18 protein-coding genes, 3 pseudogenes and 1 other annotated feature are annotated in these 25,269 nt (G+C 57.2%); of the genes and pseudogenes, 11 read left to right on the forward strand and 10 right to left on the reverse strand.

The features are described 5' to 3' along the window. Nucleotides 1-110: 110 nt before the first annotated feature. The 7 genes from EIEH_RS11815 to trxC form a co-directional block, all read right to left on the reverse strand. The gene (locus EIEH_RS11815; protein ID WP_081490045.1) at nt 111-1,427 is read right to left on the reverse strand and encodes a pentapeptide repeat-containing protein; all 1,317 of its coding nucleotides are present in this window, start codon (nt 1,425-1,427) and stop codon (nt 111-113) included. A gap of 687 nt (nt 1,428-2,114) precedes the next feature. After that, entirely contained in the window at nt 2,115-2,351 is a 237-nt protein-coding gene (locus EIEH_RS16930; protein ID WP_015870062.1) for a hypothetical protein, read from the reverse strand. A gap of 64 nt (nt 2,352-2,415) precedes the next feature. Further along, a complete protein-coding gene (locus tag EIEH_RS16935; protein WP_015870063.1) occupies nt 2,416-2,775 on the reverse strand; it encodes a hypothetical protein in 360 nt (119 codons plus the stop codon). A gap of 467 nt (nt 2,776-3,242) precedes the next feature. Further along, on the reverse strand, nt 3,243-4,598 hold the full coding sequence (gene pssA, locus EIEH_RS11825; RefSeq protein ID WP_035609684.1) for a CDP-diacylglycerol--serine O-phosphatidyltransferase: 1,356 nt from the start codon (nt 4,596-4,598) through the stop codon (nt 3,243-3,245). Between the two features lie 134 nt (nt 4,599-4,732). Beyond that, nucleotides 4,733-7,405, reverse strand: a complete 2,673-nt coding sequence (locus EIEH_RS11830) for a bifunctional acetate--CoA ligase family protein/GNAT family N-acetyltransferase (protein WP_015870066.1) — start codon at nt 7,403-7,405, stop codon at nt 4,733-4,735. Between the two features lie 72 nt (nt 7,406-7,477). Next, nucleotides 7,478-8,158, reverse strand: coding sequence for a tRNA-uridine aminocarboxypropyltransferase (locus tag EIEH_RS11835; protein ID WP_015870067.1), 681 nt, complete (start codon nt 8,156-8,158; stop codon nt 7,478-7,480). Nucleotides 8,159-8,259: 101 nt separating this feature from the next. Continuing rightward, nucleotides 8,260-8,691 carry a thioredoxin TrxC gene (gene trxC / locus EIEH_RS11840; protein ID WP_015870068.1) on the reverse strand — a complete coding sequence of 144 codons (432 nt, stop codon included), beginning with the start codon at nt 8,689-8,691 and terminating at the stop codon, nt 8,260-8,262. A gap of 206 nt (nt 8,692-8,897) precedes the next feature. On the opposite strand from trxC, the gene EIEH_RS11845 reads away from it, so the two are divergent. Next, nucleotides 8,898-9,971, forward strand: coding sequence for a tRNA/rRNA methyltransferase (locus EIEH_RS11845; RefSeq protein ID WP_015870069.1), 1,074 nt, complete (start codon nt 8,898-8,900; stop codon nt 9,969-9,971). A 156-nt stretch (nt 9,972-10,127) separates the two neighbouring features. After that, a pseudogene (locus tag EIEH_RS18530) lies at nt 10,128-11,334 on the forward strand (IS3 family transposase). A 16-nt stretch (nt 11,335-11,350) separates the two neighbouring features. Here the strand turns inward: EIEH_RS18530 and arcA are convergent. Beyond that, complete coding sequence (gene arcA / locus EIEH_RS11850; protein WP_012847432.1) at nt 11,351-12,067, reverse strand: two-component system response regulator ArcA; 717 nt, start codon at nt 12,065-12,067, stop codon at nt 11,351-11,353. A 103-nt stretch (nt 12,068-12,170) separates the two neighbouring features. Here arcA and yjjY point away from each other — a divergent pair. From yjjY to thrC, 5 genes and pseudogenes are all read left to right on the forward strand, one after another. Next, nucleotides 12,171-12,313, forward strand: a pseudogene (gene yjjY, locus EIEH_RS19730) (YjjY family protein). Between the two features lie 403 nt (nt 12,314-12,716). After that, entirely contained in the window at nt 12,717-13,433 is a 717-nt protein-coding gene (locus tag EIEH_RS11855; protein WP_015870074.1) for a tRNA/rRNA methyltransferase, read from the forward strand. A 213-nt stretch (nt 13,434-13,646) separates the two neighbouring features. Continuing rightward, nucleotides 13,647-13,769: a sequence feature (Thr leader region), on the forward strand. A gap of 21 nt (nt 13,770-13,790) precedes the next feature. After that, nucleotides 13,791-16,253 (forward strand): bifunctional aspartate kinase/homoserine dehydrogenase I, encoded by a 2,463-nt coding sequence (gene thrA, locus EIEH_RS11860; RefSeq protein ID WP_015870075.1) that lies wholly within the window; start codon nt 13,791-13,793, stop codon nt 16,251-16,253. 2 nt (nt 16,254-16,255) lie between these two features. Beyond that, complete coding sequence (thrB, locus tag EIEH_RS11865; protein WP_015870076.1) at nt 16,256-17,185, forward strand: homoserine kinase; 930 nt, start codon at nt 16,256-16,258, stop codon at nt 17,183-17,185. Between the two features lie 3 nt (nt 17,186-17,188). Beyond that, complete coding sequence (gene thrC / locus EIEH_RS11870) at nt 17,189-18,475, forward strand: threonine synthase (RefSeq protein WP_015870077.1); 1,287 nt, start codon at nt 17,189-17,191, stop codon at nt 18,473-18,475. Between the two features lie 60 nt (nt 18,476-18,535). Here thrC and yaaA read toward each other — a convergent pair whose 3' ends face one another. Both yaaA and EIEH_RS11880 read right to left on the reverse strand, forming a co-directional pair. Beyond that, on the reverse strand, nt 18,536-19,333 hold the full coding sequence (gene yaaA / locus EIEH_RS11875) for a peroxide stress protein YaaA (protein WP_015870078.1): 798 nt from the start codon (nt 19,331-19,333) through the stop codon (nt 18,536-18,538). Nucleotides 19,334-19,442: 109 nt separating this feature from the next. After that, nucleotides 19,443-20,883: pseudogene (locus EIEH_RS11880) on the reverse strand (alanine/glycine:cation symporter family protein). 431 nt (nt 20,884-21,314) lie between these two features. On the opposite strand from EIEH_RS11880, the gene tal reads away from it, so the two are divergent. The 4 genes from tal to mog all read left to right on the forward strand — a co-directional run bounded on the left by tal (nt 21,315) and on the right by mog (nt 25,261). Beyond that, complete coding sequence (tal, locus tag EIEH_RS11885) at nt 21,315-22,268, forward strand: transaldolase (protein WP_015870081.1); 954 nt, start codon at nt 21,315-21,317, stop codon at nt 22,266-22,268. A gap of 120 nt (nt 22,269-22,388) precedes the next feature. Beyond that, entirely contained in the window at nt 22,389-23,843 is a 1,455-nt protein-coding gene (gene gabD, locus EIEH_RS11890) for an NADP-dependent succinate-semialdehyde dehydrogenase (RefSeq protein WP_015870082.1), read from the forward strand. Between the two features lie 177 nt (nt 23,844-24,020). Further along, nucleotides 24,021-24,677, forward strand: a complete 657-nt coding sequence (locus EIEH_RS11895) for an HAD family hydrolase (protein ID WP_015870084.1) — start codon at nt 24,021-24,023, stop codon at nt 24,675-24,677. Then, nucleotides 24,674-25,261 carry a molybdopterin adenylyltransferase gene (gene mog / locus EIEH_RS11900; RefSeq protein WP_015870085.1) on the forward strand — a complete coding sequence of 196 codons (588 nt, stop codon included), beginning with the start codon at nt 24,674-24,676 and terminating at the stop codon, nt 25,259-25,261. The genes EIEH_RS11895 and mog overlap by 4 nt, the downstream gene beginning before the upstream one ends. The last annotated feature ends 8 nt before the right edge of the window (nt 25,262-25,269 follow it).

Raw genomic sequence — 25,269 nt, forward strand, 5'->3', positions numbered from 1 at the left:
CTACAGGGTCTTTAAGCTAGATGTAATCTGACAGATACCTGTATAAATAACCGGTAACTGTCAGATCAGGTCTGAGCTAATACACATTAGTTAATAACAGTTAATAACAGTTAATAGCCGTTAATAATTGTCGGTTTGTTATCTGAGTTGTAGTGATAAACCTTGTAACACTTCACGCTATCCAATCTCATGCCATACACATCGCTTGCGAATTCCTTTTCACCGACTGAACTGATTTCTTTATGTATGAAATCTACATTTGACAATTCCGCCCCAGTCATATTGCAATGAGATAACTCACAATCGCGAAACTGACACTGTCGTATTCCCGAACCAGTGAGATCGGCATCGGTAAAATCGGACTTGTGAAACGTGGAATCATTGATGCTGGCATACGTCAGTTTCGCGCCACTCAGGTCCACCCCTGAGCCGATATTATCCACCACGATACTCTGCAGCGTAGCCCCGGACAGGTTCGCCTCATTCAGCTTCGTACGGTTCAAATTCACGTTGGTCAAGGCCGCACGACTCAGGTCCGCGCTGGTCATATCCGCCGCCTCCAGATTCGTTTCATCCATAGTGGCCCCGGCCAGAGTCGCCTTGCTCAACTTCGCGCCCTCCAGGTCCGTCTGGCTGAGATTTGCACCCTTTGCGCACATCCGCACCGCTTCTACTTCAATCATTATCGCCTCGCTCAAATCTGCGCCGGTCAGATCCGCGTCATTCAACTTCGCCTGACGCAGAATCGCTGAACTTAGATTTACGTTCTTCAGCACCGCCTGATTCAGCGTCGCATTGCTTAAATCCGCGTTATCCATATCTGCCTGATTCAGAGTCGCATTGTTCAGACTCGCACCGCTCAGCTTCGCGAAGCTCAGCTGCGCGCCGGTCAGATCCGCATGGTCCAGCGTTGCTCCGCTCAGGTTCGCGAAGCTCAGCTGCGCGCCGGTCAGATTCGCATGGTCCAGCTTCGCTCCGCTCAGATCCACATACCCAAGTTTTCCATTTTGTAGCGAAATGTCGGTCAAGTCCGCGCCGGATAAATTCAGACCCTCAAAGAAATCATCTTTAGTAAGGGTGATGAAATTCTCCTCCCCATCAATATCTATATTGAATTTGATACAATTGTCCACGACATCGTATTTTTTGGTAAATCTATCACTATGCGCGCTTCCAACGAGTTCTTGTAGCTGATCAAAAGCCTCACATCTTGCCTTATTGCTTTGGTTGTGATCTTGATTCATCACGATGAAAAGCTGCTCCATGGCTTCCGTTTTTTTGGTATTACAACACCAGTCAAGAACTTTATTCACAATACGGTTAAATCTGCTGCCAATATGGCCTATGTCTGTAGCATTTTTAACCAGTGAAATATCATTACGACTAAGATTTCTGGAGAATAAGCCAGAATGTGGTAAGGGAAGCATATTTAACCTCAATTAAGTCTGCTTGGCATGTTACCGGTATTACTCAGGAAAGGTGCGATCGAGTAGGCCATACCTCATTATGAGTAAAATGCCTGAATTCTAAACGCACGCATATCTAAATTCTTTAGTTTTTTGTCTAAAACGAGGATTTTTGGGGCATTGTCAGGTTGTTTACACTGGCGCTAATGCCTCCGATTGGTTGAGGGAGTGTAATGAGTTCTTTTGAGGCTCCGCGCTTCATGGTATCTATCACCAAGCGCCTTTGAGGCATCGCACTATAATTAGGGTGAGGCGTGGATGTTTTATCGAGACGCGCCATCTCAACCAATCGAAGGTATTATCCAGAAGCTGAGCTTTGAGGGACGGCATCTTTTTGACTCACTGAACAAGTCTGCAGTCAAACGCAGCGCGGCAGTTGTATTCTAACATGGCGGTTCATCTGATCTCAGAATACATGCTCTGAGGTGTCCGGAATCGATGTACAGGCTCGCAATCCGGAATCAGCATGCATTTTAAACCGGGATAGCTGTTCATTTTCAATGAACCTGTACCGCCTCTTTTGGCTGCATAACAAAATGTGGAGGCATAATTTGGACGTCAATGCAGTTAAACTTATCCAGAATGTGCCCGTGCAGTGCACTTTTTACCTGCGCCGACGTCTCTCCTGCGGCAATCTCTTTCCGTAGCTCATAGCTGACATACCTGTGTCTTGCATTCATTCTGACGGATCACGGGTGCTACGCCGTTCTGTCTCATCTTGGTTTGCGGCAACGCCAGCAGTAGCATGGCATGAACCTGACGCCAGGGCATATCATAGCTGATGGTGACGCCGGTATTGATAATGATCCCGCTGGGAGCGGTGTGGGTGCTGGGATTGACAATATTGCTACTGGCGAGGAGGGCGTTGGGGACGCGTGGTATCAAAGCCTTCGCGGCTTTTCGGCTTGGTAGTCAGTATCTCAATATCATCAATAACGCTCTCATCCCCCTATGCGAACATAATCCCCTGGTGTAAGACGAGTGACGAGATCTGGATCAGGCCGCTCATGGCAAGGCTGACCAGACCCGCTGAGTCCTGCGTGATCATCAGTCCCAAAAAGACGCTGACGCTCTTAAACACCCGGGTATTGGCGCAAGGGAAGAAGGGATAGGGCATCGACAGAGCAAACATCCAGATAATGACGCTGAGTTGGCGGCGAGTGGTCTTGATGGTATCCGGGTAGAACCCCGGCAGCCTGAGGCGTCCGCTCTCCACCTGGCGGAACAGCAGGCGCAATGGGCGTTGGATCAGCAGCGCGATCGAGGTAGGGCTCAGCAGATCCGGAGACGCGGCGATCAGATCCTGCAACAGTTGCGCCGCGCCTGTCAGGTTATCGCGATGAAGTGAGTAGCTCCAATAGCGCGTGGGGGGAAGCCGCTTTAAGACCTATACCAGCCAGGTATAGCCAGCGATAGGCCGGTATGCGACGCTCAAGGTTGCCAATGTAGGTGATAAGGGAGCCTGCATGATAAGAATATCGGCATGGCGGCGGATCTGTTTTTGCAATCGCTGCGCCAGCCACAGCGTGCTGTATTGCCGGTGAGACGCACGCCGGATAGCGCGTCGGATGTTGCCCGATCAACGCTCCGCGCAGGTTTCCCGTTGCTTTATACGCTCGGCCACCTGATCCAACGGCAGGATAACGCGCAGGAGACGAACCATCGCATCTATCTCGGTGATGTACAGAGACTATTGAGTATAAGCACAGTCTGTGTGTGTAAAGCGAGTGGCGAGAGAGAAAAAGGCCTCCAGGACGGGAGGCCATGAGACAGTCGTTACAGAATGCGGCTGATCAGGCGATCGACGCGAATGCGACGCAGGCGGCGGATCAGCTTGCGCACTTTCAGCGGATATTGCTGAATGGTTTCCAGATCCTCATAGCTACGTACGACTTGGGTATGACGGCGGATACACTCCAGTTCGTGCTGGCGCTGATGCTGGATTTCGCCCTGCGGATCGTGGATTAAAATCGCATTCTCCAAATCCAGGCGCCAGGCGCGCGGATTGAGATTGTTGCCGGTGATCAGCTGCCAACGATCGTCTACCCACATGCCTTTCAGATGATAGGTATTATCATCATCGCGCCACAGACGTACGGTCAACTGCCCGTTATCAAGGTAGGGCTGGAGCCGACTGATAAAGCGACGCAGGTTGATTTCATACAGATAGGGTAATGCACCGATGATCTTGAATGGCTCCTCTTCCGGAATAAAGAAGTCATTGGCCTTCTTGTCTCCGACGATGATTTCAACCTGTTTTCCCTGGCGCAGCAGGAAGATGATATCGCGTACCAGCGGGGTTGGCAGGTTGAAATAGGGAGTACACAGTGTGAGCGTCCGCTCGGTGCAGCAGATAAGGTGATGAATGGTCTTATTCAGGATATTCTGTTTACCCAGACCGGCTAATGGCGTCACCGCCAGCTCTTCGTTCCCAGCCTCTGCTGGCACCTGATAGCTGCTATCGCGCAGTGCATGGCGGAACTGGCGGGTTTCATTACGGATTTCAGGGCTTTTGGGACGATCGCAGCGGTCCAGGCGCTGCACCGCGGGGTTGCCCAGCAAGGTTGACTGAACAAATTGACACATGACTGCAGCCAGGCGCGGATTCCGGATAAAGTGGTAACGATCGTAGCGGTACTTGTCATGACGGTGCAGGTAGACATCGTTCAGGCTGGCGCCGCTGTAGATCACCCGATCGTCAATGACAAAACCTTTTAGGTGCAGTACTCCCAGGGCCTCGCGCGTGTTGACCGGCACGCCATAGATCGGCACGATAACATCTGGGTATTCGTTGGTCATCCGGCAGTACCAGTCGGCATTGGTGTTACTGGCCTCTGCGCCGATGCGGCCGCGCTGTGCCCGATGCCAATCGACCAGAACGAAAATCTCCAGCTGCGGACGCTGTCGTTTAGCCTGATAGAGCGCATTTAACACATCCCGACCACCATCGTCATTTTCCAGGTACAGCGCCACCAGATAGATCCGCTGAGTTGCCTGGCCGATGGCCTCTAGCAGCGCCTGACGGAATGCCGCCGGCGAAAACAGCGTCTCTACCTCGCCGACCTGTTGTGGGAGTTTGGGCAGTTGAGCAAGGTGTTGTTGATGTTTGGCTCGCTTAAATTTGGACAACATCACAGTGCGCTTCTTCTCTTGTCGTAGTGCAGCGCGGGCGGTTGCACACGCTCAGTTTAACCAACGGGATCGGACGATAATAACACTAGTTTTATCCCGTTGCGTATGTTTTGCCACGATTTGTCGAAATTGTCTCAGCATTTTTCGCTGCTTGGTCGCACGTTGTCCGACAGCGATAGTGAAAGATTGACTATCCCGTCCTCCAGTAGAACTTCCACCTGAAAGCCTACTTTACGCGCCAGCGCGATCATGCCGCGGTTGGTTGGCATGGTGATGCCCAGCAGATGCCTTAACTGGCGCTGACGCGCATAGCGGATCAGTTTATCCAGCAGGATAGAGCCTAATCCCAGGCCGTGATGATCGCTGCGCACCAGCACGGCAAACTCTGCGTTGGTGTTATCGGGGTCGATCAGCGCGCGGGTGACGCCGAGGATCTCCTCGCCCTGCGGCGTGGACTGTACCGCGACGAATGCCATCTCCCGCTCGTAGTCGATTTGGGTCATCTTGGCGAGATCTTCATGGGTAAACTCATTGATCTCACTGAAGTAACGATAGTAAAGGTCCTCTTTGCTGACGCGTTGGATAAATTGCTGAAGCAGGGGCTCATCCTCCGGGAGGATCGGGCGCAGCAGGGCGTCGTCGCCGTTTTTGAGCCGGATGGACTCCTTAAGCTGGTGCGGATAAGGGCAGATGGCAAGCCGGGTTGGCGCCGCATGTCGCTCGAGCAGCTGCAGTGAGACATCCAGGAGGGTGAAGGTGCTCCCGCAGGCAAGCAGTGGATGGATCTCCAGACGCTGGATCGTCGGACAGTCGACGATCAGGTGGGATACCTGCACCAGAACCTGACTGAGCCCGGCGATATCCAGATCGGCCAGCGGCGCACGCCGCCGAATCTGACCGCGCTTTTGCGCCTGGACTATCAGGTAACGGGCCAGATTCATATTCAGCGGGGGGAGTGCCGCCGCGGCATCCCGCTGGGCATCCCACTCGGCGCCGCCTTCACCCAGCAAAATCAGCGGGCCGAAGACGGCGTCGTTCTCCACGCAGATACGCAGTTCCTGTGCCCCAATACGGTTGGCCGTACTCTGAACCAGCAGCCCTAAAATCCGTGCATGGGGATAGGCCTGACGGGCCCGGTCGAAGATCGCATTGGCAGCCTGCTCGACTTCACGCGCGTTGCGCAGATAGAGCATGACGCCCTGAACATCCGAGTTATGGGCAATATCGGGGGAGCGCAGCTTGAGGGCGACGGGATAACCGATGCGCTCGGCGATATGCACCGCTTCGGTACTGTCGTTGGCTATCCAGCCCGGCAGGGTATCCAGGCCATAGCAGGCCAGAATATCGCGCACCTCATGGGTATCGAGGCGGGTGACACCGTCGGTCTGCGCCTGTGCCAGCAGACGATGGGCCAGCGCGGTATTGGCCGGCAGACTGGCAGGCAGGGCCGGGGTCTCCATCAGCTGCCGCTGGTTGCGCCGGTATTCAACCATGTGCATGAAGGCGGTGACTGCCCCTTCGGGGGTGCGATAGGTCGGAATGCCCGCCTCGTTGAAGAGGCGGCGGGCTTCTTGGGATGTGTTCTCACCGCTCCAGTTGGTCATCAGCGTTACATGGCGGGCTCGCGGGTGCGCGCTCAGCGTTTCGATCAGCGCGCGGGCGGTTTCGGTTGCCGGCGCTGTCGCGCTCGGTGCGTGCTGGATCAGCAACGCATCGTAACAGCGGCTGTCGAGCAGACACTGCAGCGTAGCCTGGTAACGGGCCGGCGTGGCATCATCGCGCAGATCGATCGGGCCCTGTAGGTAGGTTTCTACCGGCAGCACCGCGCACAGCGTGCTGTACAGCACATCATCGCATGAGGCGGGATGGCCACCGCGGCGTTGCAGCTCATCCAGCGCCATGGCGAGCGGGGCGGCACCGTTACCGACGATCAGCAGCCGCTCTCCGCGCAGGGGATGCATATGGCTGAGTGTTTCTACCGCAGAAAACAGTTCGTGGGTATTTTGCACCCGCAGCAGCCCGGCGCGCTGAATGGCGGCATCGTAGGCGATATCTAGCCCCGCAGCCTCGCCCAGCACATGTCGCGCCTGCGGACTACGTCCGCTTTTAATCACCAGGATCGGTTTATTGCGCGCCGCGCTGCGTGCGGCAGACAGGAAACGCCGCGCATCATGCAGGTGTTCGAGATAGAGCAGGATCGCACTGGTTTTGGCATCCCGCGCCAGATAATCCAGCAGATCGTCGACGTCAGTGTCCAGGCTATCGCCTAATGCTACAAACAGAGAGAAGCCGATCTCACGTTGGCGAGCCCAGTCGAGAATGGTGTTGGATACCGCCGCTGACTGGGAGATAAAGGCCAGGCGCCCCGGAAGGATCGGCACCGGGGAGAAGCTGGCATTGAGTTTTTGCCACGGCGCCAGCAGTCCCAGGCTGTTTGGCCCCAGCAGCCGTACGCCGTGGCGTAAGGCGAGGCTACGCAGCGCATCGGCCTGTGAGGCTGGAGAGGAGATTACAATGGCGGCTCGACAGCCTTTCGCCCCCAGCTCGGCGATCAGGACCGGGGTTCGTTGGGCATTGGTGCACAGGATGGCCAAATCCGGCACACAGGGTAGGTCGGTGATCGACGGATAGGCCAGTACGCCGCAGACGGCCTGATAGCGCGGCGTCACCGGCATTATCGGGCCGGGGAATCCCCCGTTTAGCAGATTCAGCATAACCAGATGGCCGTTGCGTTCCGGCTGATTGGAGGCGCCGATGACAGCGATGGATTTGGGGCGTAACAGGGATTCGAGACTGCGTTGACTCATGCCATCCTCCTGTGCGGTTTGCCCAGCGGCTGATCGCGGCGAAATGGGCGGGATGGCATGATTCTAGAGGCTTTATTCCACGGTTGCAGCGACGGGCACCTGAGGGTGCGATTTACCTAGCAAATATTGCTGACGGAAGTGGTGAAAGTGCTGAAGCAGTCCCTGCGATGCCTGCCGATCGTCCGCCAGTGCCAGCAGCGCCGCAGCGACTTCGGCGGTACAGTACTGCTCTGGGCGATGGGCCTCCCGCAGAAGATAGCCAGGTGCCTGTGCCATATTGATGGAGAGGACTGGGAACCTGTCCAGATAGGGGCTTTTGTGGAACATTTTGCGTGCCTCCGGCCAGGTTCCATCCAGCATGATAAACAGCGGGCGGTGCGTATTGTGTCGTACGCGGGTGACGACGCGCTCTGGCTCTGCGTAGCTTCCTGGAAAGACCACGTACGGCTGGTAGTCGGGATCGTCGAGCAGCTGCAGCAGCTGTGGATCCGGCTGCGTCCGGGACCAGCTATAGGCCAGTGTTTCCGGCAGTACATCGGCGATCAGGCGCCCGGTATTGCTGGGTTTTAGCGGTTCGGTATCATACATCATCAGGCAAAAGCGGCTGTGGGCCGGGTAGCTGGTCAGCGTATCACACAGGCAGTGGATCTGCGGCAGCAGGCAGCGCTGTACACGGCAGCCGCGGGCGTGAAATGGGCGGGTAGACTGGCTCAGACGCGCAGCGCGCAGGCGCAGTACAGCATTGGCGGACATGGTGTTCTCGGGGGATGAGCAAAACCGCTATTTTAAACAAGCCTCGTCACCGGGTACAGCATCAAACGGCCCTGCGCGAGGGCCGTTGGTTGATCTTGGGATCAGGCCTGCTTGGCCAGCTGCTCATCCAGCCAGGCTTCAAACGGCGCCTGGGGCATCGCGCCATTGAGCATATCTATGCGTTGGCCGTTGCGGTATAGCATGATGGTCGGGATGTTGCGAATGCGGAAACGGCTGCTCAGCGCCGGCTGATCCTCGGTATTCACCTTGATACAGCGTACTTCGCCAGCCCGTGCCGCGGCGACGGCGGCGAAGACGGGGGCGAATCCCTGGCAGGGGCCGCACCACGGCGCCCAGAAGTCGATCAGCACCGGCAAGTCATCCTGTAACAGTTTATCCAGCGTATCTTCGCTGGCGTTGACGATGGCGCCGTCAAACAGGGCATGGCTGCAGCGGCCACACTTTGCCTGTTCATTGCGGCGATCGTCGGGAATACGGTTGGTTGCATGACAGGCGGGGCAGACAGTGTTCATGATTATCCTCAGACATAAAACGGCGAAACTACAGTCGGGACATCCTCTGGCGTTTCAGCTAGGTTAAACATTATTGTGCTGTATTATGGGGACCACAATCAGATTTACCCAATGACTATAATAGATAGCAGCTTTTATGCTTGGCATATGGCAACGCGCACTCACATCAGGTAATCTTCGCGCCTTGCGCGTAGGTGGAGAAAGTAATGAGCGACTCTTTGAATGGTAAAAACGGTAAAGTAAAAGTGATGTATGTCCGCGACTCGGACGCTGCCGATGAGCGTCAGTCGCGTGCGCCCGCGAAGGGGCGTCCGGGTGTGCGCGGCGACCGCAGCCGCAGTGACCGCGGCGATCGTAGCCGCAGCGACCGTAGTGACCGCGGCGATCGCGCAGCCCGTCCGGCGCGCCGTGAGAAGGGTGCCGGTGAGCGTTCACCGTGGCGTACGGTTTCTCTGGGCGATAACGATGGCGTAGGTGGTGAAAGCGATCACGGCGGTATCAGCGGTAAAAGCTTTATCGATCCGGAGCAGCTGCGCCGCCAGCGCGCCGAAGAGACGCGGGTATACGGTGAGAATGCCTGCCAGGCGCTATTTGCGAGCCGTCCGGAGGCCATCGTGCGTGCCTGGTTCTTACAGGCGGTAACACCGCGTTTCCGGGATGCCTTGCGCTGGATGGCGGCTAACCGTAAGGCTTATCATGTAGTGGACGATGCCGAGCTGACCAAGGCGTCGGGAACCGATCATCATGGCGGCGTGTGTTTCCTGATTAAAAAGCGGCGCTCTCTTGATGCGCAACAGTATCTGGCCAATCAGGCAGAGGATGCGGTGGACTGCGTACTGGCGTTGGAGAATGTAGCCAACCCCCATAACCTGGGCGGCATTATGCGTACCTGTGCGCACTTTGGCATCCGTGGGATCATTGCCCCGGAGAGCGCCGCGCTGGAGTCTGGCGCAGCCGTTCGTACCGCCGAAGGCGGCGCGGAGCATGTACAGGCGATCGACGCTGAAGATTTTTCTGCGACGCTGGACACCTTCCGCCGCGCCGGTTATACCATTGTGACGACCTCGAGCCATAAAGGGACGACACAGCTGCACCGTGCGGTGCTGCCGGCGAAAATCGTGCTGGTGGTAGGGCATGAAGGCGATGGCTTGTCTGACGGTACGCTGCAGCAGGGCGATCTGAGCATCTCTATCGGTGGAACCGGCAGTGTTGAAAGCCTGAATGTGTCGGTTGCAACGGGGATTATGCTGGCCGAATGGTGGCGACAGAATGCGCATTAATTGACGTGACCCGCGTAAAAAAGGCCGGATATTCCGGCCTTTTTTATTATAGTTGCCCCGTCCTGAATAACGTTGACACGTTCCTGACTAAAATGTGGAGAACGTGATAATGACTGATTCAAACGTACCCAACGTGATTATCCTCTATCCTTTCAAATAGCTGTTGTTGAACAGATCGAAAAAGGCGAGATGACCTATAAACAGGCCCAGCAACGATACGGTATTCAGGGACGCTACAGCGTTCTTGTCTGGTTGCGTAAATATGGCCGGCTTGACTGGACCTTGGGCTCCCTGACCTAGCGAAGAGGAAACTGCCTGTGACACAGACAAATCCCTCACTCACACCCGAGCAAAGAATCAAAGAACAGGAAGAGCAACTGAAGCTGGTAAATCAGAAAGCTAATTTTTTTAGTCGGTTATCAACGTCCTGAAAACGATGACAAGGTGAGCATGGTAAAAAAGTGGCCCGGCAGGTCTTCGCGCAAAGTCAGGCCGTAAAAATAACCGTTACGCGCGCATGCCAGCTCCAGGGGCACAGCAGACAGGCCTGGTATCAGGACAAGGGCAGGTACAATAAATGACTGGGGAGTAATATTCATTTCATTAATTTTATTGACTATATTCAGAGAAATCAGCCACAAATTGGTACGCGTAAACTGGACTACCGGCTGAACAGTCAGGCCGACAGAATGTTGAATATCGGGCGGGACCGCTTGTTTACCCTACAGGATGAACACCGACTCCCGGTATCGGTGAAACGGGAATATCGCAAAACCACCAACAGCTATCGTCGGTTTTACCGGCATCCAAATTCGCTGAAACCCGGCCCCGGACAGGCTACTACCCTTAAGCCGGAGCAGGTCTGGGTTGCTGACATGACTTACCTTCCGCTGCGCAGTGGCACAATCTATCTGAGTCTGGTCACTGATGCCTGACCCAGAAGAGTCATGGGGTATCATGTAGGGGAAAAACTGCAGACTGAAAATGTGGTGAAAGCGTTCAGGCAGGCACTGAGGCGGAGAAAAACGACAGGTCCTCCGGTACATCACTCGGACAGAGGAGTGCAATACTGTTCAGCGCTTTATCAGTCAATACATGAAAGAAACGGGGTAACCTGTTCAATGACCGATGGTTATGACTGTTACCAGAATGCGTTGGCAGAGCGGATAAACGGTATCCTGAAAAATACGTTTTTACCCTCATGCCCGGCGGATCTTGCGCAGGCCAGAACAATGGTAAAAGAATCTGTAGATATTTATAACCATGAGAGGCCACATCTAGCGCTGAAATAGAAAACGCCCGATGATGTTCATCAGGCGTTTTACAGAAAAAAACTGTCAACCTATATCAGGACTCGTCATAGCGATGATTTTCAGTGCTTACTCTTCCAAATCGCCGCAGAAGCGGTAGCCTTCGCCATGGATAGTGGCGATGATCTCTGGCGTGTCCGGCGTTGATTCAAAGTGCTTGCGAATACGGCGGATCGTGACGTCGACCGTACGATCGTGCGGCTTCAGCTCACGGCCAGTCATCTTCTTCAGCAGCTCGGCGCGTGACTGAATCTTGCCCGGATTCTCGCAGAAGTGCAGCATGGCGCGGAACTCGCTGCGCGGCAGCTTGTACTGCTCGCCGTCGGGGCTGACCAGCGAGCGGCTGTTGATGTCCAGCTCCCAGCCATTAAAGCGATAGTGCTCAACACTTTTACGTTCTTCGGTTCCGCTGCCCAGGTTCATGGTGCGGGAGAGCAGGTTGCGGGCGCGGATGGTCAGTTCACGGGGGTTAAACGGCTTAGTGATATAATCATCGGCGCCGATTTCCAGGCCGAGGATTTTGTCCACTTCGTTATCGCGACCGGTCAGGAACATCAGCGCGACATTTGCCTGTTCACGCAGTTCGCGCGCCAGTAACAGGCCGTTTTTCCCAGGCAGGTTAATGTCCATGATGACCAGATTGATGTCGAACTCAGACAGAATCTGATGCATTTCGGCACCATCATTGGCTTCATGAACGATATAACCTTCCGCTTCGAAAATACTTTTTAGCGTATTACGAGTGACGAGTTCGTCCTCGACGATCAGAATGTGCGGGGTCTGCATGTTTTGCTACCTAAAATTGCCAACAAAATAGAAAAATAGGGGGTGTACAGCAGTCCGGGAACCCAGAGCACCAAATTACGGGTGTCTCAACCACGGGACTCTAGTGACTGCGGTACGTAAACTCGTTCTTGATGCACTTTCCATCAACGTCAACAACATCGCTAGGTTGGTCAGGGGGTGTCACTCCCTACAGCCCCGGTGGTGCCAAAAGCGGCGCACATCCTAACCCTATTAACAGCAATATAACAGCGCATGCGTCAAATGCCACCTAACAAAACTATCCTTTGTTGACATATATCAAGTCTAATTGTAGCACGTTAACAGATTTGTCAAAAACACTTACAAGTTTGCATGCTTAATGACTATCTTCCAGAGATCTTCTCCCAACGCTGTCCGCGCGGTGGTGATGGCGTATCCACAGCTATCTTTAATTTTCATTGTAGATTAACCGTATGAATATAATGATAATGATGCAACATTTTCTGTGAAATTTACGTTTGGCCATCAATTGCTGGAAATTTTCAATAAGATCGTTATTTAACAAACTGGAACGTTATTTTTTGTTAAAAAAGTGTAATCAAGAGCGGCGTGGAAAAATGATGTCTTGCAGGGTAGAGTGTGCGCCTAAGTAACAAAATGGGCTCTAAGCATGCAAATTCATATCGTCCTGGTCGCTCCGGCCAGAGCTGAAAACGTGGGTGCCGCGGCGCGCGCGATGAAAACCATGGGATTTACCTCGCTGCGTATTGTGGACAGTAGGGCGGACGGCGAATCGGCAGCGCGTTGGGTCGCGCACGGCGCCGGCGATATTCTGGACGGTGCCTGTCACTTTGATACCTTGGCGCAGGCGTTGGAGGATATTGACTTTAGCGTCGCGTCGACGGCCCGTAGCCGCGCCCGCTTTCACTACTACTGTACACCGCAGGAGCTCTGTGCGGTATTGCAGGAAAAACAGCACTGGATGGCCAACTGTGCGTTGGTGTTTGGCCGCGAGGACTCCGGCCTGACCAACGATGAGCTGGCGCTGGTGGATTTGCTTACCGGGGTGCCGATGGCGGCGGATTACCCGTCGCTCAATCTGGGGCAGGCGGTGATGGTGTTCTGCTATCAGCTCTCTTCACTGATGCAGGTACAGGCAGCACTGGCACCTGCGGCGCAGGGGGATCAACTGACCGCGTTGCGTACCCGTGCCGATCGTTTGCTGACAACGCTGGGCGTAGACGGGGATACCAAGCTGAGCGACTGGTTGGATCAGCGCATCGGTCTGTTGGCCCAGCGTGATACCGCGATGCTGCATCGTCTGCTGCATGACATCGAATCTGCGCTGGGAATGTCCGTGGCAGGTAAGAAAAAACAAAAAGAATAATGATTGGAATCCATGGCTATTTATTATTGTTATATCTCGATGTTATGCCGATTTACCATTTTTTTATTCTTTAAGTTTTTATTATTCAGATATTAATGCTGTATAAAGTGGCTGATCTTAGTGTCATAAAATAGAAAACGATTGACTCCGCGTTGGCTTTGCTTTAACCAATATAGGGCAGACACAGGAATTTAATTGGACAGACGATGTGTAACCTCAGCCTGAATATCACTACAATTATTACCACCACCGGTACCATAGGTAACGGGGCGGGCTGACGCATACAGAAACGTGAAAACGAAAAAGCCCGCACCTTACAGTGCGGGCTTTTTTTCGGCCAAATTCGGAGAGAGTCAGATGAGAGTATTAAAATTCGGTGGCACATCGGTCGCCAACGCGGAGCGGGTCTTCTGCGTTGCGGATATTTTGGAGAGTAAGGCCTCGCAAGGGCAGGTCGCCGTTGTGCTTTCCGCCCCAGCCCGTATCACCAACCATCTGGTTGCGCTGATCGAGCGCACCATCGCAGGGCAAGATATCCAACCGATACTTGGCGATGCCGAGAAGATTTTCACCGACCTGATCGATGGCTTAGCCCAAGTGCAGCCGGGCTTTGACGCTGCGTCGCTGCGTCTGCGCGTATCTCAAGAGTTTGGTCAGATCCGCCAGGTGCTGCACGGCATAGCCCTGCTGGGACAGTGTCCGGACGGCGTCAATGCGGCACTGATTTGCCGTGGAGAGGTGCTCTCCATCGCGATCATGGCGACGCTGCTGCAGGCACGCGGACGGCAGGTCACCGTTATCGATCCGGTCAGCAGCCTGCTGGCCCGCGGTGGTTATCTGGAGTCCAGCGTCGATATTGCCGAGTCTGCCCGCCGTATCGCTGCCCAGGCAATCCCTGCCGACAGTCTGATCCTGATGGCGGGATTCACCGCCGGTAACGAGCGTGGCGAGCTGGTGGTGCTGGGTCGCAACGGCTCAGACTATTCGGCGGCGGTGCTGGCAGCCTGCCTACGCGCAGAGTGCTGCGAGATCTGGACGGACGTTGACGGTGTCTATACCTGCGATCCGCATCTGGTCCCAGACGCTCGTCTGCTGGAGGCGATGTCCTACCAAGAGGCGATGGAGCTCTCCTACTTTGGCGCCAAGGTGTTGCATCCGCGTACCATTTTACCGATTGCCCAGTTTCAAATACCCTGCCTGATCAAAAATACTGCCAACCCACAGGCGCCCGGAACGCTGATAGGTGCGCAGCACCGCGCTGATGACGCGTTGTTGGTGAAGGGGATCACCCATTTGAACCATATGGCGATGCTCAACGTCTCCGGGCCGGGGATGAAAGGGATGGTCGGTATGGCGGCGCGGGTCTTCGCCGTGATGTCGCGCAGCGGTATTTCCGTGGTGTTGATTACCCAGTCCTCCTCTGAATACAGCATCAGCTTTTGCGTGCCGCAGGGGGAGCTGGGGCGAGCATGTCTGGCGCTGCAGGATGAGTTCTTCCTGGAGTTGAAGGATGGCCTGCTGGAGCCGCTGGATGTCATCGAGCATCTGGCGATCATCTCGGTGGTCGGCGACGGCATGCGAACTCAGCGTGGAGTTTCTGCCAATTTCTTCTCTGCCCTGGCTCGGGCGAACATCAATATTATCGCTATTGCGCAGGGCTCCTCTGAGCGCTCGATCTCCGTCGTGGTGAGTAATGATGTGGCGACGACCGCTGTGCGTGTGACACATCAGATGCTGTTCAACACCGATCAGGTGATCGAGGTGTTTGTGATCGGCGTGGGCGGCGTGGGCGGCGCACTGTTGGCGCAGATTGAACGCCAGCAGGCCTGGCTAAAAAGTAAGCATATCGATCTGCGGGTGTGTGGTATCGCGAACTCCCGCGCGCTGCTTACCCATGTACACGGCATCGATATGACGAACTGGCGCGGGGCGCTGGAGCAAGCCACGCAGCCGTTTAACCTGGGGCGATTGATGCGTCTGGTGAGCGAGTACCACCTGCTGAATCCGGTGATCGTCGACTGTACCTCCAGCCAGGCGTTGGCCGATCAGTACGCTGACTTCCTCGGTAACGGTTTTCACGTGGTGACACCGAATAAAAAGGCCAATACGGCTTCCATGGATTATTACCGTCTGCTACGGCAGAAGGCGGCGGGCAGTCAGCGTAAGTTTCTCTATGATACCAACGTCGGTGCCGGACTGCCGGTGATTGAAAACCTGCAAAATCTGCTGAGTGCCGGTGATGAGCTGCAGCGGTTCTGCGGTATTCTCTCCGGCTCACTGTCGTTTATTTTTGGCCGCTTGGAGGAGGGGGCGACCTTATCGCAGGCAACCCGCGAAGCCCGTCAACTGGGCTATACCGAACCGGATCCGCGCGACGATCTCTCCGGCATGGACGTTGCACGCAAGCTGCTGATCCTGGCGCGTGAGGCGGGATATGCCCTGGAGCTGGGCGATATCTGTGTCGAGCCGGTGCTGCCGAAGGCGTTTGATGCCTGCGGTGATGTTGATACGTTCCTCGCCAATCTGACGCAGGCTGATGATGTGTTTAGTGCGAGGGTCGTCGCTGCGCGGGAGCGTGGCTGCGTGCTGCGCTACGTTGGCGAGATCGATCGGGGGCGCTGCGCGGTGCGGATTGCAGAGGTGGACAGCGATGATGCGCTGTATAAGGTTAAAAATGGCGAAAACGCCCTGACATTTTACAGCCGCTACTATCAGCCGCTGCCGCTGGTGCTGCGCGGCTATGGTGCGGGTAACGATGTCACTGCCGCCGGCGTCTTTGCCGACCTGCTGCGCACCTTGTCATGGAAGCTGGGGGTTTAATGATGGTGAAAATATATGCACCGGCCTCAATCGGCAACGTCAGCATCGGCTTTGACGTCCTCGGCGCTGCGGTCACGCCGCTGGACGGTACCCTGCTGGGCGACTGCGTCAGCATCGCGGCCAGCAGCCATTTTTCGTTGCACTGCCACGGGCGTTTTGTTGACAGCCTGCCGTCTACGGTGCAGGAGAATATTGTCTATCAGTGCTGGCAGCGTTTTTGTGAGGTGACGGGACGCGAGCTTGCCGTCGAAATGGTGTTGGAAAAGAACATGCCGATAGGTTCAGGCCTTGGCTCAAGCGCCTGCTCCGTGGTGGCGGCGCTGGCGGCGCTGAACCGTTTTGCCGGAGAGCCGCTGGACGCTCACCGGCTGCTGATGCTGATGGGGGAGCTGGAGGGGCGTATTTCCGGCAGCGTTCACTATGACAACGTGGCGCCCTGTTATCTGGGCGGTTTGCAACTGATGCTGGAGGCGCAGGAGATCATCAGCCAGCCGGTGCCCTGCTTTGACGAATGGCTGTGGGTGATGGCGTATCCCGGGATCAAGGTCTCTACCGCCGAGGCGCGCGCCATCCTACCGCCGCACTATTCGCGCGGCGACTGCGTGCGCCACGGCCGCCATCTGGCGGGGTTCATTCATGCCTGTCATACCCGTCAGCCGTCGCTGGCCGCGGCGTTGATGCAGGATGTGATCGCCGAACCCTACCGCTGTGGTCTGCTGCCGGGCTTTGCCGATGCCCGCCGGGCCGCCGGTGAGCTGGGCGCGTTGGCCTGTGGGATCTCTGGCTCCGGTCCAACGCTGTTTGCCGTTTGCGATGATCTGACGGCGGCACAGGCGGTGGCGCAGTGGCTGGCGCAGCACTATCTGCAGAATGAACAGGGTTTTGTTCACATTTGCCGTTTGGACTCGGCGGGCGCACGACAACTGGGATAAACCATGAAACTGTACAACTTAAAAGATCACAACGAGCAGGTTAACTTTGCGCAGGCACTGGTGCAGGGGTTGGGGCGCCAGCAGGGACTGTTCTTTCCCCATGAGCTGCCCGCCCTGGCACGGACGCAGGTCGATTCCCTGCTGGAGCAGGATTTTGTGACCCGCAGCGCGCATATTCTGGCGGCGTACCTGGGAGATGAGTTCCCCTTTGATACGTTGTGGGCGCGGGTTCAGGCCGCTTTTGATTTTCCTGCGCCGGTGGTGCCGGTCAGCGACGATATCGCTGCGCTGGAGCTGTTCCACGGGCCGACGCTGGCCTTCAAGGACTTCGGTGGGCGCTTTATGGCGCAGATGCTGCAGCAGGTCGCGGGGGAGCGGCCGGTGACCATTCTGACCGCCACCTCCGGCGATACCGGCGCCGCGGTCGCCCATGCGTTTTATGGTCTGAAAAACGTCCAGGTGGTGATCCTCTACCCGCGCGGTAAGGTCAGTCCGCTGCAGGAGAAGCTGTTCTGTACCTTGGGCGGCAATATTCGTACGCTGGCGATCGAGGGCGACTTCGATGCCTGCCAGGCGCTGGTCAAGCAGGCGTTTGACGATCCGATGCTGTGCCGAGAACTGGGGTTGAACTCGGCTAACTCTATCAATATCAGCCGGCTGCTGGCGCAGATCTGCTACTACTTTGAGGCGGTAGCCCAGCTGCCGCAGGCGGCGCGCAATCAGCTGGTGATCTCGGTGCCGAGCGGCAACTTCGGCGATCTGACCGCCGGGCTGCTGGCCCAGTCGCTGGGGCTGCCGGTGAAGCGTTTTATCGCCGCCACCAATGCCAATGATACCGTTCCGCGCTTTTTATCCAGCGGCGTCTGGCAGCCTCATGAGACCGTCGCGACCCTCTCCAATGCCATGGATGTCAGCCGTCCCAACAACTGGCCGCGGGTGGAGGAGCTGTTCCGGCGTAGGGAGTGGGCACTGGGCGCGCTGGGCTACGGGGCGCTGAGCGATGCGCAGACGGCGGAGGCGATGCGTGAGCTGGCGGCGCTCGGCTATGTTAGCGAACCCCATGCCGCTATCGCCTACCGGGCGCTGTGCGACAGCCTGCAACCCGGCGAGTATGGCCTGTTTCTGGGAACAGCCCATCCGGCCAAGTTCCAAGAGTCTGTCGAGGCGATCCTGCAGCGGAGCATCCCGCTACCGCAAGCGTTGGAGGCGCGGGCTGAACTGCCGCTGTTGTCACAGACGCTGCCCGCTGATTTTTCCCGCCTGCGGGCGGCGCTGCTGGAACGCCCATGACGCTCGCTCCCCCGCCGCGGTGCGGGGGAGAAGGACAGTGCGGCGTAGTAAGGCGAGGGGTCAGCGCGCGGGGGATATCGCCGAGTGGCGACGGGTAAACAGCAGCTCGCGCCCTTGGCGTCCCTGCGTTTCACCGGCAAAGGCATAGCCCTCCAGATCGAATGCCTTGAGCTGCTCCGGCTCGCGCAGGCGCGCCTGGATAATAAAGCGGCTCATCATCCCGCGCGCCTTCTTGGCGTAGAAGCTGATGACCTTCATGCTGCCATTCTTCTCATCCATAAAGATCGGCTTAATCAGCTCGCCCTCCAGCGCCGCCGGTCTGACTGCCTTAAAGTATTCGTCTGAGGCCAGATTAACGACGACCCGATCGCCCTGCTGCAGCAGCTGCTGGTTGATCTGCCGGGTGATGCTGTCGCCCCAGAAGGCGTACAGATCGTTGCCGTATGGAGTATGTAGACGGGTTCCCATCTCCAGGCGGTAGGGCATCATCAGATCCAGCGGGCGCAGCACGCCATATAGGCCTGACAGCATGCACAGGTGTCGTTGGGCAAAGTCAAAGTCCTGCTCGCTGAACGTCTCCGCCTGGAGTCCGGTGTAGACGTCACCCTTGAAGGCCAGGATGGCCTGACGGGCGTTTTCCGGCGTGAAGCTGGGCTGCCACTCGGTGAAGCGGGCAGCGTTTAGCCCGGCCAGCTTGTCGCTGATTTTCATCAGCGAACCCAGCTGTGCCGGCGTCAGTGTGCGTACTGTCTGCATCAGGGTTTCGGCCTGCGCCAGCATTTGCGGCTGGGTATAGCGCTGGATGGCCAGCGGAGAGGTGTAATCCAACGTTTTAGCCGGAGAGATAATCATCAGCATAGCGGCATCCTGCAAAAGAAGAAGAGTGACGTCATCTACTGTAGCAAACTGCACCGGCGGCGGGGAGAATTGCTGTGATAGGGGGAGCTGACGCCCCCCCCTTTGGCGATTACGGCCGCGTTGGCTTTTCCCAGATACCGGGTTCAACCTGCTGCTGGATCTCGGGATACTTGCTGAGGTCCAGCCTCGGCAGCAGCCCCAGACGACGCTGGTGGTTATAGTCACGCGCCAGCTTGAAGGCAACGCCCGACAGCAGCAGGATGGCGATCAGGTTGGTTATCGCCATCAGGGCCATGGAGAGATCGGCCATTTTCCAGACGAGGGGCAGCTCCGCCAGCGCGCCGAACATCACCATGCCCAGCGTACACAGGCGTAGGAAAACCAGGCCGTGCGGATGGTTGTGCTCCAGAAAGATCAGATTGCTCTCCGCATAGGCATAGTTTGCGATGATCGAGGTGAAGGCGAAGAAGAAAATGGCGACGGCGATAAATATGCCGCCCCAGTCGCCGACAGCGGAGGAGAGCGCCCGCTGGGTCAGCTCAATGCCGCTGATGGTGCCCGGCGCCGCGTCCAGGACGCCGGAGGAGAGGATGATGGCGGCAGTCGCGCTGCAGATAACCAGCGTATCCATAAAGACCCCCAGCATCTGCACATAGCCCTGCGAGGCGGGGTGCGGCGGATACGGGGTACGGGGTGGCGGAGGCCGCGGCATTGGGCGCCGATCCCATGCCGGCCTCGTTGGAGAACAGCCCGCGCTGGATCCCTTGGGTCATCGCCTGTGAGATACCGTAGCCGATGGCGCCGGCGGCGGCCTCCTGCAGGCCAAAGGCGCTTTTAAGCACCAGCAGTAGCACCTCTGGCATTCGGGCCAGATTGTGTCCCATCACCCAGAATGCCAGCAGCAGATAGGCAATGGCCATGACCGGCACCACCAGTTCGGCGGTTCGGGCAATCGAACGCAGGCCGCCAAAGATGACGACGCCGCACATCAGCATCAGCGCGATGCCGACGTACAGTGGCGGAATATGGAAGGCAACGGCCGTCGCCTGTGCGATGGAGTTGGCCTGCACCGCATTGAAGACCAGTCCAAAGGCAACCAACAGAAACAGCGAGAACAGGATCCCCATCCAGCGCATGCCAAGCCCCTTTTCCATATAGTAGGCCGGGCCGCCGCGGAAGTTGCCCTGATCGTCGCGGGTCTTGTACAGCTGTGCCAGGGTGCTCTCAATAAAGGAGGTGGCCATGCCGATCAGGGCGATGATCCACATCCAGAAGATGGCGCCCGGCCCACCGGCGGTCAGCGCGATGGCGACGCCGGTCAGATTACCCGTGCCGACGCGTGCGGCCAGGCTGGTACACAGCGCCTGAAAGGAGGAGATACCGCCGCTGTCGGCCTTGTTGCTGTTTTTCAGAACAGAAAACATGTGGCCAAAATGGCGAAACTGAATAAACCCGGTGCGGAACGTGAAATACAGGCCTGCGCCGATCAGCAGATAGATCAGTACCGAGCCCCATAAGATGTTATTGATAAAACTAATGAGATCCGTCAATGCGTGCTCCTCTTTTATTATGTCATCTCCCTGATGATACGGTACGCACCGCCGCCCGTTGCGCAAGGCGGCGCGATACCGTGCCGATAAAGGCGGCAAGAATGTAGCATGATTTTTAATAGGCATGGCAGAATATTCGCGTTAACGCTTGCTCTGTAGTCATTGTCACTGGGTAAACGGTTGCCCAACAATTTACGGCCAGAATGTGGAAAAACGGCGCATTTCCCTGTGCTGTTTCCTCCATTGCGCAACGCAAACAGCGTGTTATCATCAGAGCAGGCACGTCACAAGCTCATGCACAATTTGTTAGCGCTTTCGCCTTTGCGCAAGGTGATACCCCTGATAGCGGCGAGGTATTAGGCCGTAAGCGACGGGGGGAGATAACAATTGGCGTATCAAGCTGGTTAATACACCAAAATGGGAACGCTAAAATGACCGATAAACTGACCTCCCTGCGTCAACTGACCACCGTTGTCGCTGATACTGGCGATATCGCCGCGATGAAGCAGTATCAGCCTCAGGATGCCACGACGAACCCCTCTCTGATCCTTAACGCCGCGCAAATTCCGGAATACCGTAAACTGATCGACGATGCCATTGCCTGGGCGCGTGCCCAGAGCGGCGATCGCGCGCAGCAGATCGTGGACGCCTCAGACAAGCTGGCGGTAAATATCGGTCTGGAGATCCTCAAGCTGATCCCGGGCCGCATCTCCACGGAGGTGGATGCCCGTCTCTCCTATGACACCGAAGCCAGTGTGGCGAAGGCGAAGCGTCTGATTAAGCTGTATAACGATGCCGGCATCAGCAACGATCGTATCCTGATCAAGCTGGCCTCAACCTGGCAGGGCATCCGCGCCGCGGAGCGTCTGGAGAAAGAGGGCATCAACTGTAACCTGACCCTGCTGTTCTCCTTTGCTCAGGCCCGGGCCTGCGCCGAAGCTGGTGTGTTCCTGATTTCACCGTTTGTCGGCCGTATTCTTGACTGGCATAAGGCCAACGGTGGCAAGAGCGAGTTCGCACCGGCGGAAGATCCGGGAGTGATTTCCGTTACCGAAATCTATAACTACTATAAGCAGCATGGCTATGAAACCGTGGTGATGGGCGCCAGCTTCCGCAACGTCGGCGAGATCCTGGAGCTGGCCGGCTGCGACCGCCTGACCATCTCTCCGCCCCTGCTTAAGGAGCTGTCTGAAAGCACCGGCAACGTTGAGCGTAAGCTGGCTGATCAGGGTGAGATCAAGGCTCGCCCGGCGCGGATGAGTGAGGCCGAGTTCTACTGGCAGCATAACCAGGATCCGATGGCGGTGGAGAAACTGGCGGACGGTATCCGCAAGTTCGCCGTTGACCAGGGTAAGCTGGAAAGCATGATCGGCGCGCTGCTGTAAGCGTGTTTTGCCGAATATCCCAAACACCCCGGCCGCGCGTGCGCCCGGGGTGTTCTTTTTTTATCTGCCGCGTCGCGGCGGATAGCGGCGCGCTGGCGCCGATAAGCGAGGTGAAACATGATGCAGCTCCATGATATGGGCCTGTTTCGTCAACAGGCGCTGATTGACGGGGTGTGGTGCGATGCCGATAGCGGCGATGTAATAACGGTGATTAACCCAGCGAACGGGGATACGCTGGGCAGCGTACCGAAGATGGGGGCGGCGGAGACCCGGCGGGCGATCGAGGCTGCCGCCCACGCGCTGCCGGGCTGGCGTGCCCGTACGGGGAAGGCGCGGGCGCAGATCTTGCGCCGCTGGTTTGAGCTGATCCTGGTGCATCAGGACGATCTGGCCCGGCTGATGACCCTGGAGCAGGGGAAGCCGCTGGCGGAGTCACGCGGCGAGATAGCCTATGCGGCGTCGTTTATTGAGTGGTTTGCCGAAGAGGCTAAGCGGGTCTACGGCGATACCATCCCCACTCCGCAGGGCGATAAGCGCCTGCTGGTGATCAAGCAGCCTATCGGCGTGACGGCGGCGATTACGCCGTGGAATTTTCCTGCGGCGATGATCACCCGCAAGGCCGGGCCGGCGCTGGCCGCGGGCTGTACCATGGTGCTGAAGCCCGCCAGCCAGACACCCTACTCTGCGCTGGCGCTGGCGCTGGCGGAGCTGGCACTGCGTGCTGGGGTACCGCAGGGGGTCTTTAGTGTGGTGACCGGCTCGGCCGGGGCGGTGGGCGATGAGCTGACCGCCAATCCGCAGGTGCGTAAGCTGAGCTTCACCGGCTCGACGGAGATCGGGCGTCAGCTGATGGCGCAGTGTGCGCACGATATCAAGAAGGTCTCTCTGGAGCTGGGCGGCAATGCACCGTTTATCGTTTTTGATGATGCCGATCTGGATCAGGCGGTGGCGGGGGCGATGGCCAGTAAGTTTCGTAATGCCGGCCAGACCTGCGTGTGCGCCAATCGCCTGTATGTACAGGAGGGCATTTATGAGCGCTTTGCCGAGAAGTTGTGCAGCGCGGTACAGGCGCTGAAGATGGGCAATGGGCTGGATGAGGGGGTGACCGTCGGTCCGCTGATCGATGGTCGGGCGCGGGCCAAAGTGGAGGAGCATATTGCGGATGCCGTGGCGCGCGGCGCCCGCATTGCCTGCGGCGGTCAGGCCGATGCCCGCGGAGGGAACTTCTTTTGCCCGACCGTTCTGCTGGACGTACCCGCCGATGCGCAGGTCGCGCGCGAGGAGACGTTTGGCCCGCTGGCGCCACTGTTTCGCTTCCGTGACGAAGATGAGGTTATCGCCCGGGCCAATGCGACGGAGTTCGGCCTGGCCTCCTACTTCTATACCCGCGACGTGGGGCGGGTATTCCGCGTCGCCGAGGCGCTGGAGTATGGCATCGTTGGCATCAACAGTGGGCTTATCTCCAATGAGATGGCGCCGTTTGGCGGAGTAAAATCCTCAGGATTGGGCCGGGAGGGCTCCAAATACGGCATTGAGGACTATCTGGAAATTAAATATTTGTGCCTCGGTCTGTAGCAGAGTGCAGAGTGGCGCGCCGTTAACCGCGGCGCGCCAGCGTTCGCTGGCCGTTTTCCGTGCCATTTTCCCATCGCCTTCCGTTAGATAAATTTTGCCTCTTCGCGGCGATGGCGCTAACGTTTTGCCAGAGCATCTGTTACGACATCGTCGATTGCTGACAGAGGAGATTGGGTCATGTGGAGAAAACATTTCGCCGCCATCTTTCTGGATATGGACGGCGCACTGCTCGACAGCAACGGCCATGCGGAGCCGGTGTGGGAGCAGTGGGCGCATCAGCGCCAGATAGACTACGCCCTGCTGCGTCCGCGCATTTATAGCCAGCGGGTACAGGAGATCCTGCGCCAGCTGACGCCCCGCTATAGTGATGATGCGGAGTGTCAGCGTCTGGAGCAGGCGCTGCTGGCAGTGGTACGTCAACGGCGCAGCCGTCTGCGTCAGGACGCCGCCGCGTGGCTGGCGATGCTGGGAGAAACACCCTGGGGTGTCGTGACGCAGGCTGGACAGCCGCGCGCTGCAGAGCAGATTGCCCACAGTGGCATGTGCCAGCCGCCATTGGTGATCGGCGCAGAGCAGGTCAGCTGCGGTCGTCCCGATCCCGAGCCGTACCTGCTGGCCGCCAGCCACTATGGCCTAGATCCCCGCGACTGCCTGGTCATCGAAAGCGACGAGGCTGGTATCCGTGCGGCTCAGGCAGCGGGAATGACTGTCATCGCCCTGAGCTGCCGTCGTCCTCGTCACTCTTTACAGTGTGCGGATGTGGTTATCGGCGGCTGGCGTAGTATTATCCTGCATCCACAGCCGGAAGGCATCGTCGTTGAGGTTATTGCATGAATACACTACGCATCGGTTTAGTATCGATCTCTGACAGGGCATCCAGCGGTGTCTATCAGGACCTTGGGATCCCGGCGTTGGAGACGTGGCTGGCCAGCGCACTGGCTACCCCTTATACCCTGGAGTCCCGGCTGATCCCGGACGAACAGCCGCTGATCGAACAGACCCTGTGTGAGCTGGTGGATGAACGCGGCTGTCATCTGGTGTTGACCTCCGGTGGTACAGGCCCGGCGCGGCGTGACGTGACGCCGGACGCCACGCTGGCGGTTGCCGATCGCGAAATGCCGGGGTTTGGTGAGCAGATGCGTCAGGTTAGCCTGCGCTTTGTTCCGACGGCGATCCTGTCGCGTCAGGTGGGAGTGATTCGTAAACAGGCGCTGATCATCAATCTGCCGGGTCAGCCGAAGTCGATCCGCGAAACGCTGGAGGGGCTGAAGGATGGGGATGGGAATACGGTCGTTCACGGGATCTTTGCCAGTGTGCCGTACTGCATCCAGTTGCTGGATGGCCCCTACGTAGAAACCCACCCGGCTGTAATAGCAGCATTTCGGCCGAAAAGCGCCCGTCGCGAAACAATTGACTGAAGTTAGCG

Source organism: Edwardsiella ictaluri ATCC 33202, from assembly GCF_000264785.1.
Lineage (GTDB): Bacteria > Pseudomonadota > Gammaproteobacteria > Enterobacterales > Enterobacteriaceae > Edwardsiella > Edwardsiella ictaluri.

Excerpts from the sequence above, each read along its gene's own strand:
- EIEH_RS11845 (WP_015870069.1), top strand. The coding sequence starts at position 8,898 with ATGAGCGACTCTTTGAATGGTAAAAACGGTAAAGTAAAAGTGATGTAT.
- thrA (WP_015870075.1), top strand. The coding sequence starts at position 13,791 with ATGAGAGTATTAAAATTCGGTGGCACATCGGTCGCCAACGCGGAGCGG.
- EIEH_RS11855 (WP_015870074.1), top strand. The coding sequence starts at position 12,717 with ATGCAAATTCATATCGTCCTGGTCGCTCCGGCCAGAGCTGAAAACGTG.
- EIEH_RS11830 (WP_015870066.1), bottom strand. The coding sequence starts at position 7,405 with ATGAGTCAACGCAGTCTCGAATCCCTGTTACGCCCCAAATCCATCGCT.
- mog (WP_015870085.1), top strand. The coding sequence starts at position 24,674 with ATGAATACACTACGCATCGGTTTAGTATCGATCTCTGACAGGGCATCC.
- pssA (WP_035609684.1), bottom strand. The coding sequence starts at position 4,598 with ATGTTGTCCAAATTTAAGCGAGCCAAACATCAACAACACCTTGCTCAA.
- thrC (WP_015870077.1), top strand. The coding sequence starts at position 17,189 with ATGAAACTGTACAACTTAAAAGATCACAACGAGCAGGTTAACTTTGCG.
- EIEH_RS11835 (WP_015870067.1), bottom strand. The coding sequence starts at position 8,158 with ATGTCCGCCAATGCTGTACTGCGCCTGCGCGCTGCGCGTCTGAGCCAG.
- yaaA (WP_015870078.1), bottom strand. The coding sequence starts at position 19,333 with ATGCTGATGATTATCTCTCCGGCTAAAACGTTGGATTACACCTCTCCG.
- arcA (WP_012847432.1), bottom strand. The coding sequence starts at position 12,067 with ATGCAGACCCCGCACATTCTGATCGTCGAGGACGAACTCGTCACTCGT.
- thrB (WP_015870076.1), top strand. The coding sequence starts at position 16,256 with ATGGTGAAAATATATGCACCGGCCTCAATCGGCAACGTCAGCATCGGC.
- gabD (WP_015870082.1), top strand. The coding sequence starts at position 22,389 with ATGCAGCTCCATGATATGGGCCTGTTTCGTCAACAGGCGCTGATTGAC.
- trxC (WP_015870068.1), bottom strand. The coding sequence starts at position 8,691 with ATGAACACTGTCTGCCCCGCCTGTCATGCAACCAACCGTATTCCCGAC.
- EIEH_RS11815 (WP_081490045.1), bottom strand. The coding sequence starts at position 1,427 with ATGCTTCCCTTACCACATTCTGGCTTATTCTCCAGAAATCTTAGTCGT.
- EIEH_RS11895 (WP_015870084.1), top strand. The coding sequence starts at position 24,021 with ATGTGGAGAAAACATTTCGCCGCCATCTTTCTGGATATGGACGGCGCA.
- tal (WP_015870081.1), top strand. The coding sequence starts at position 21,315 with ATGACCGATAAACTGACCTCCCTGCGTCAACTGACCACCGTTGTCGCT.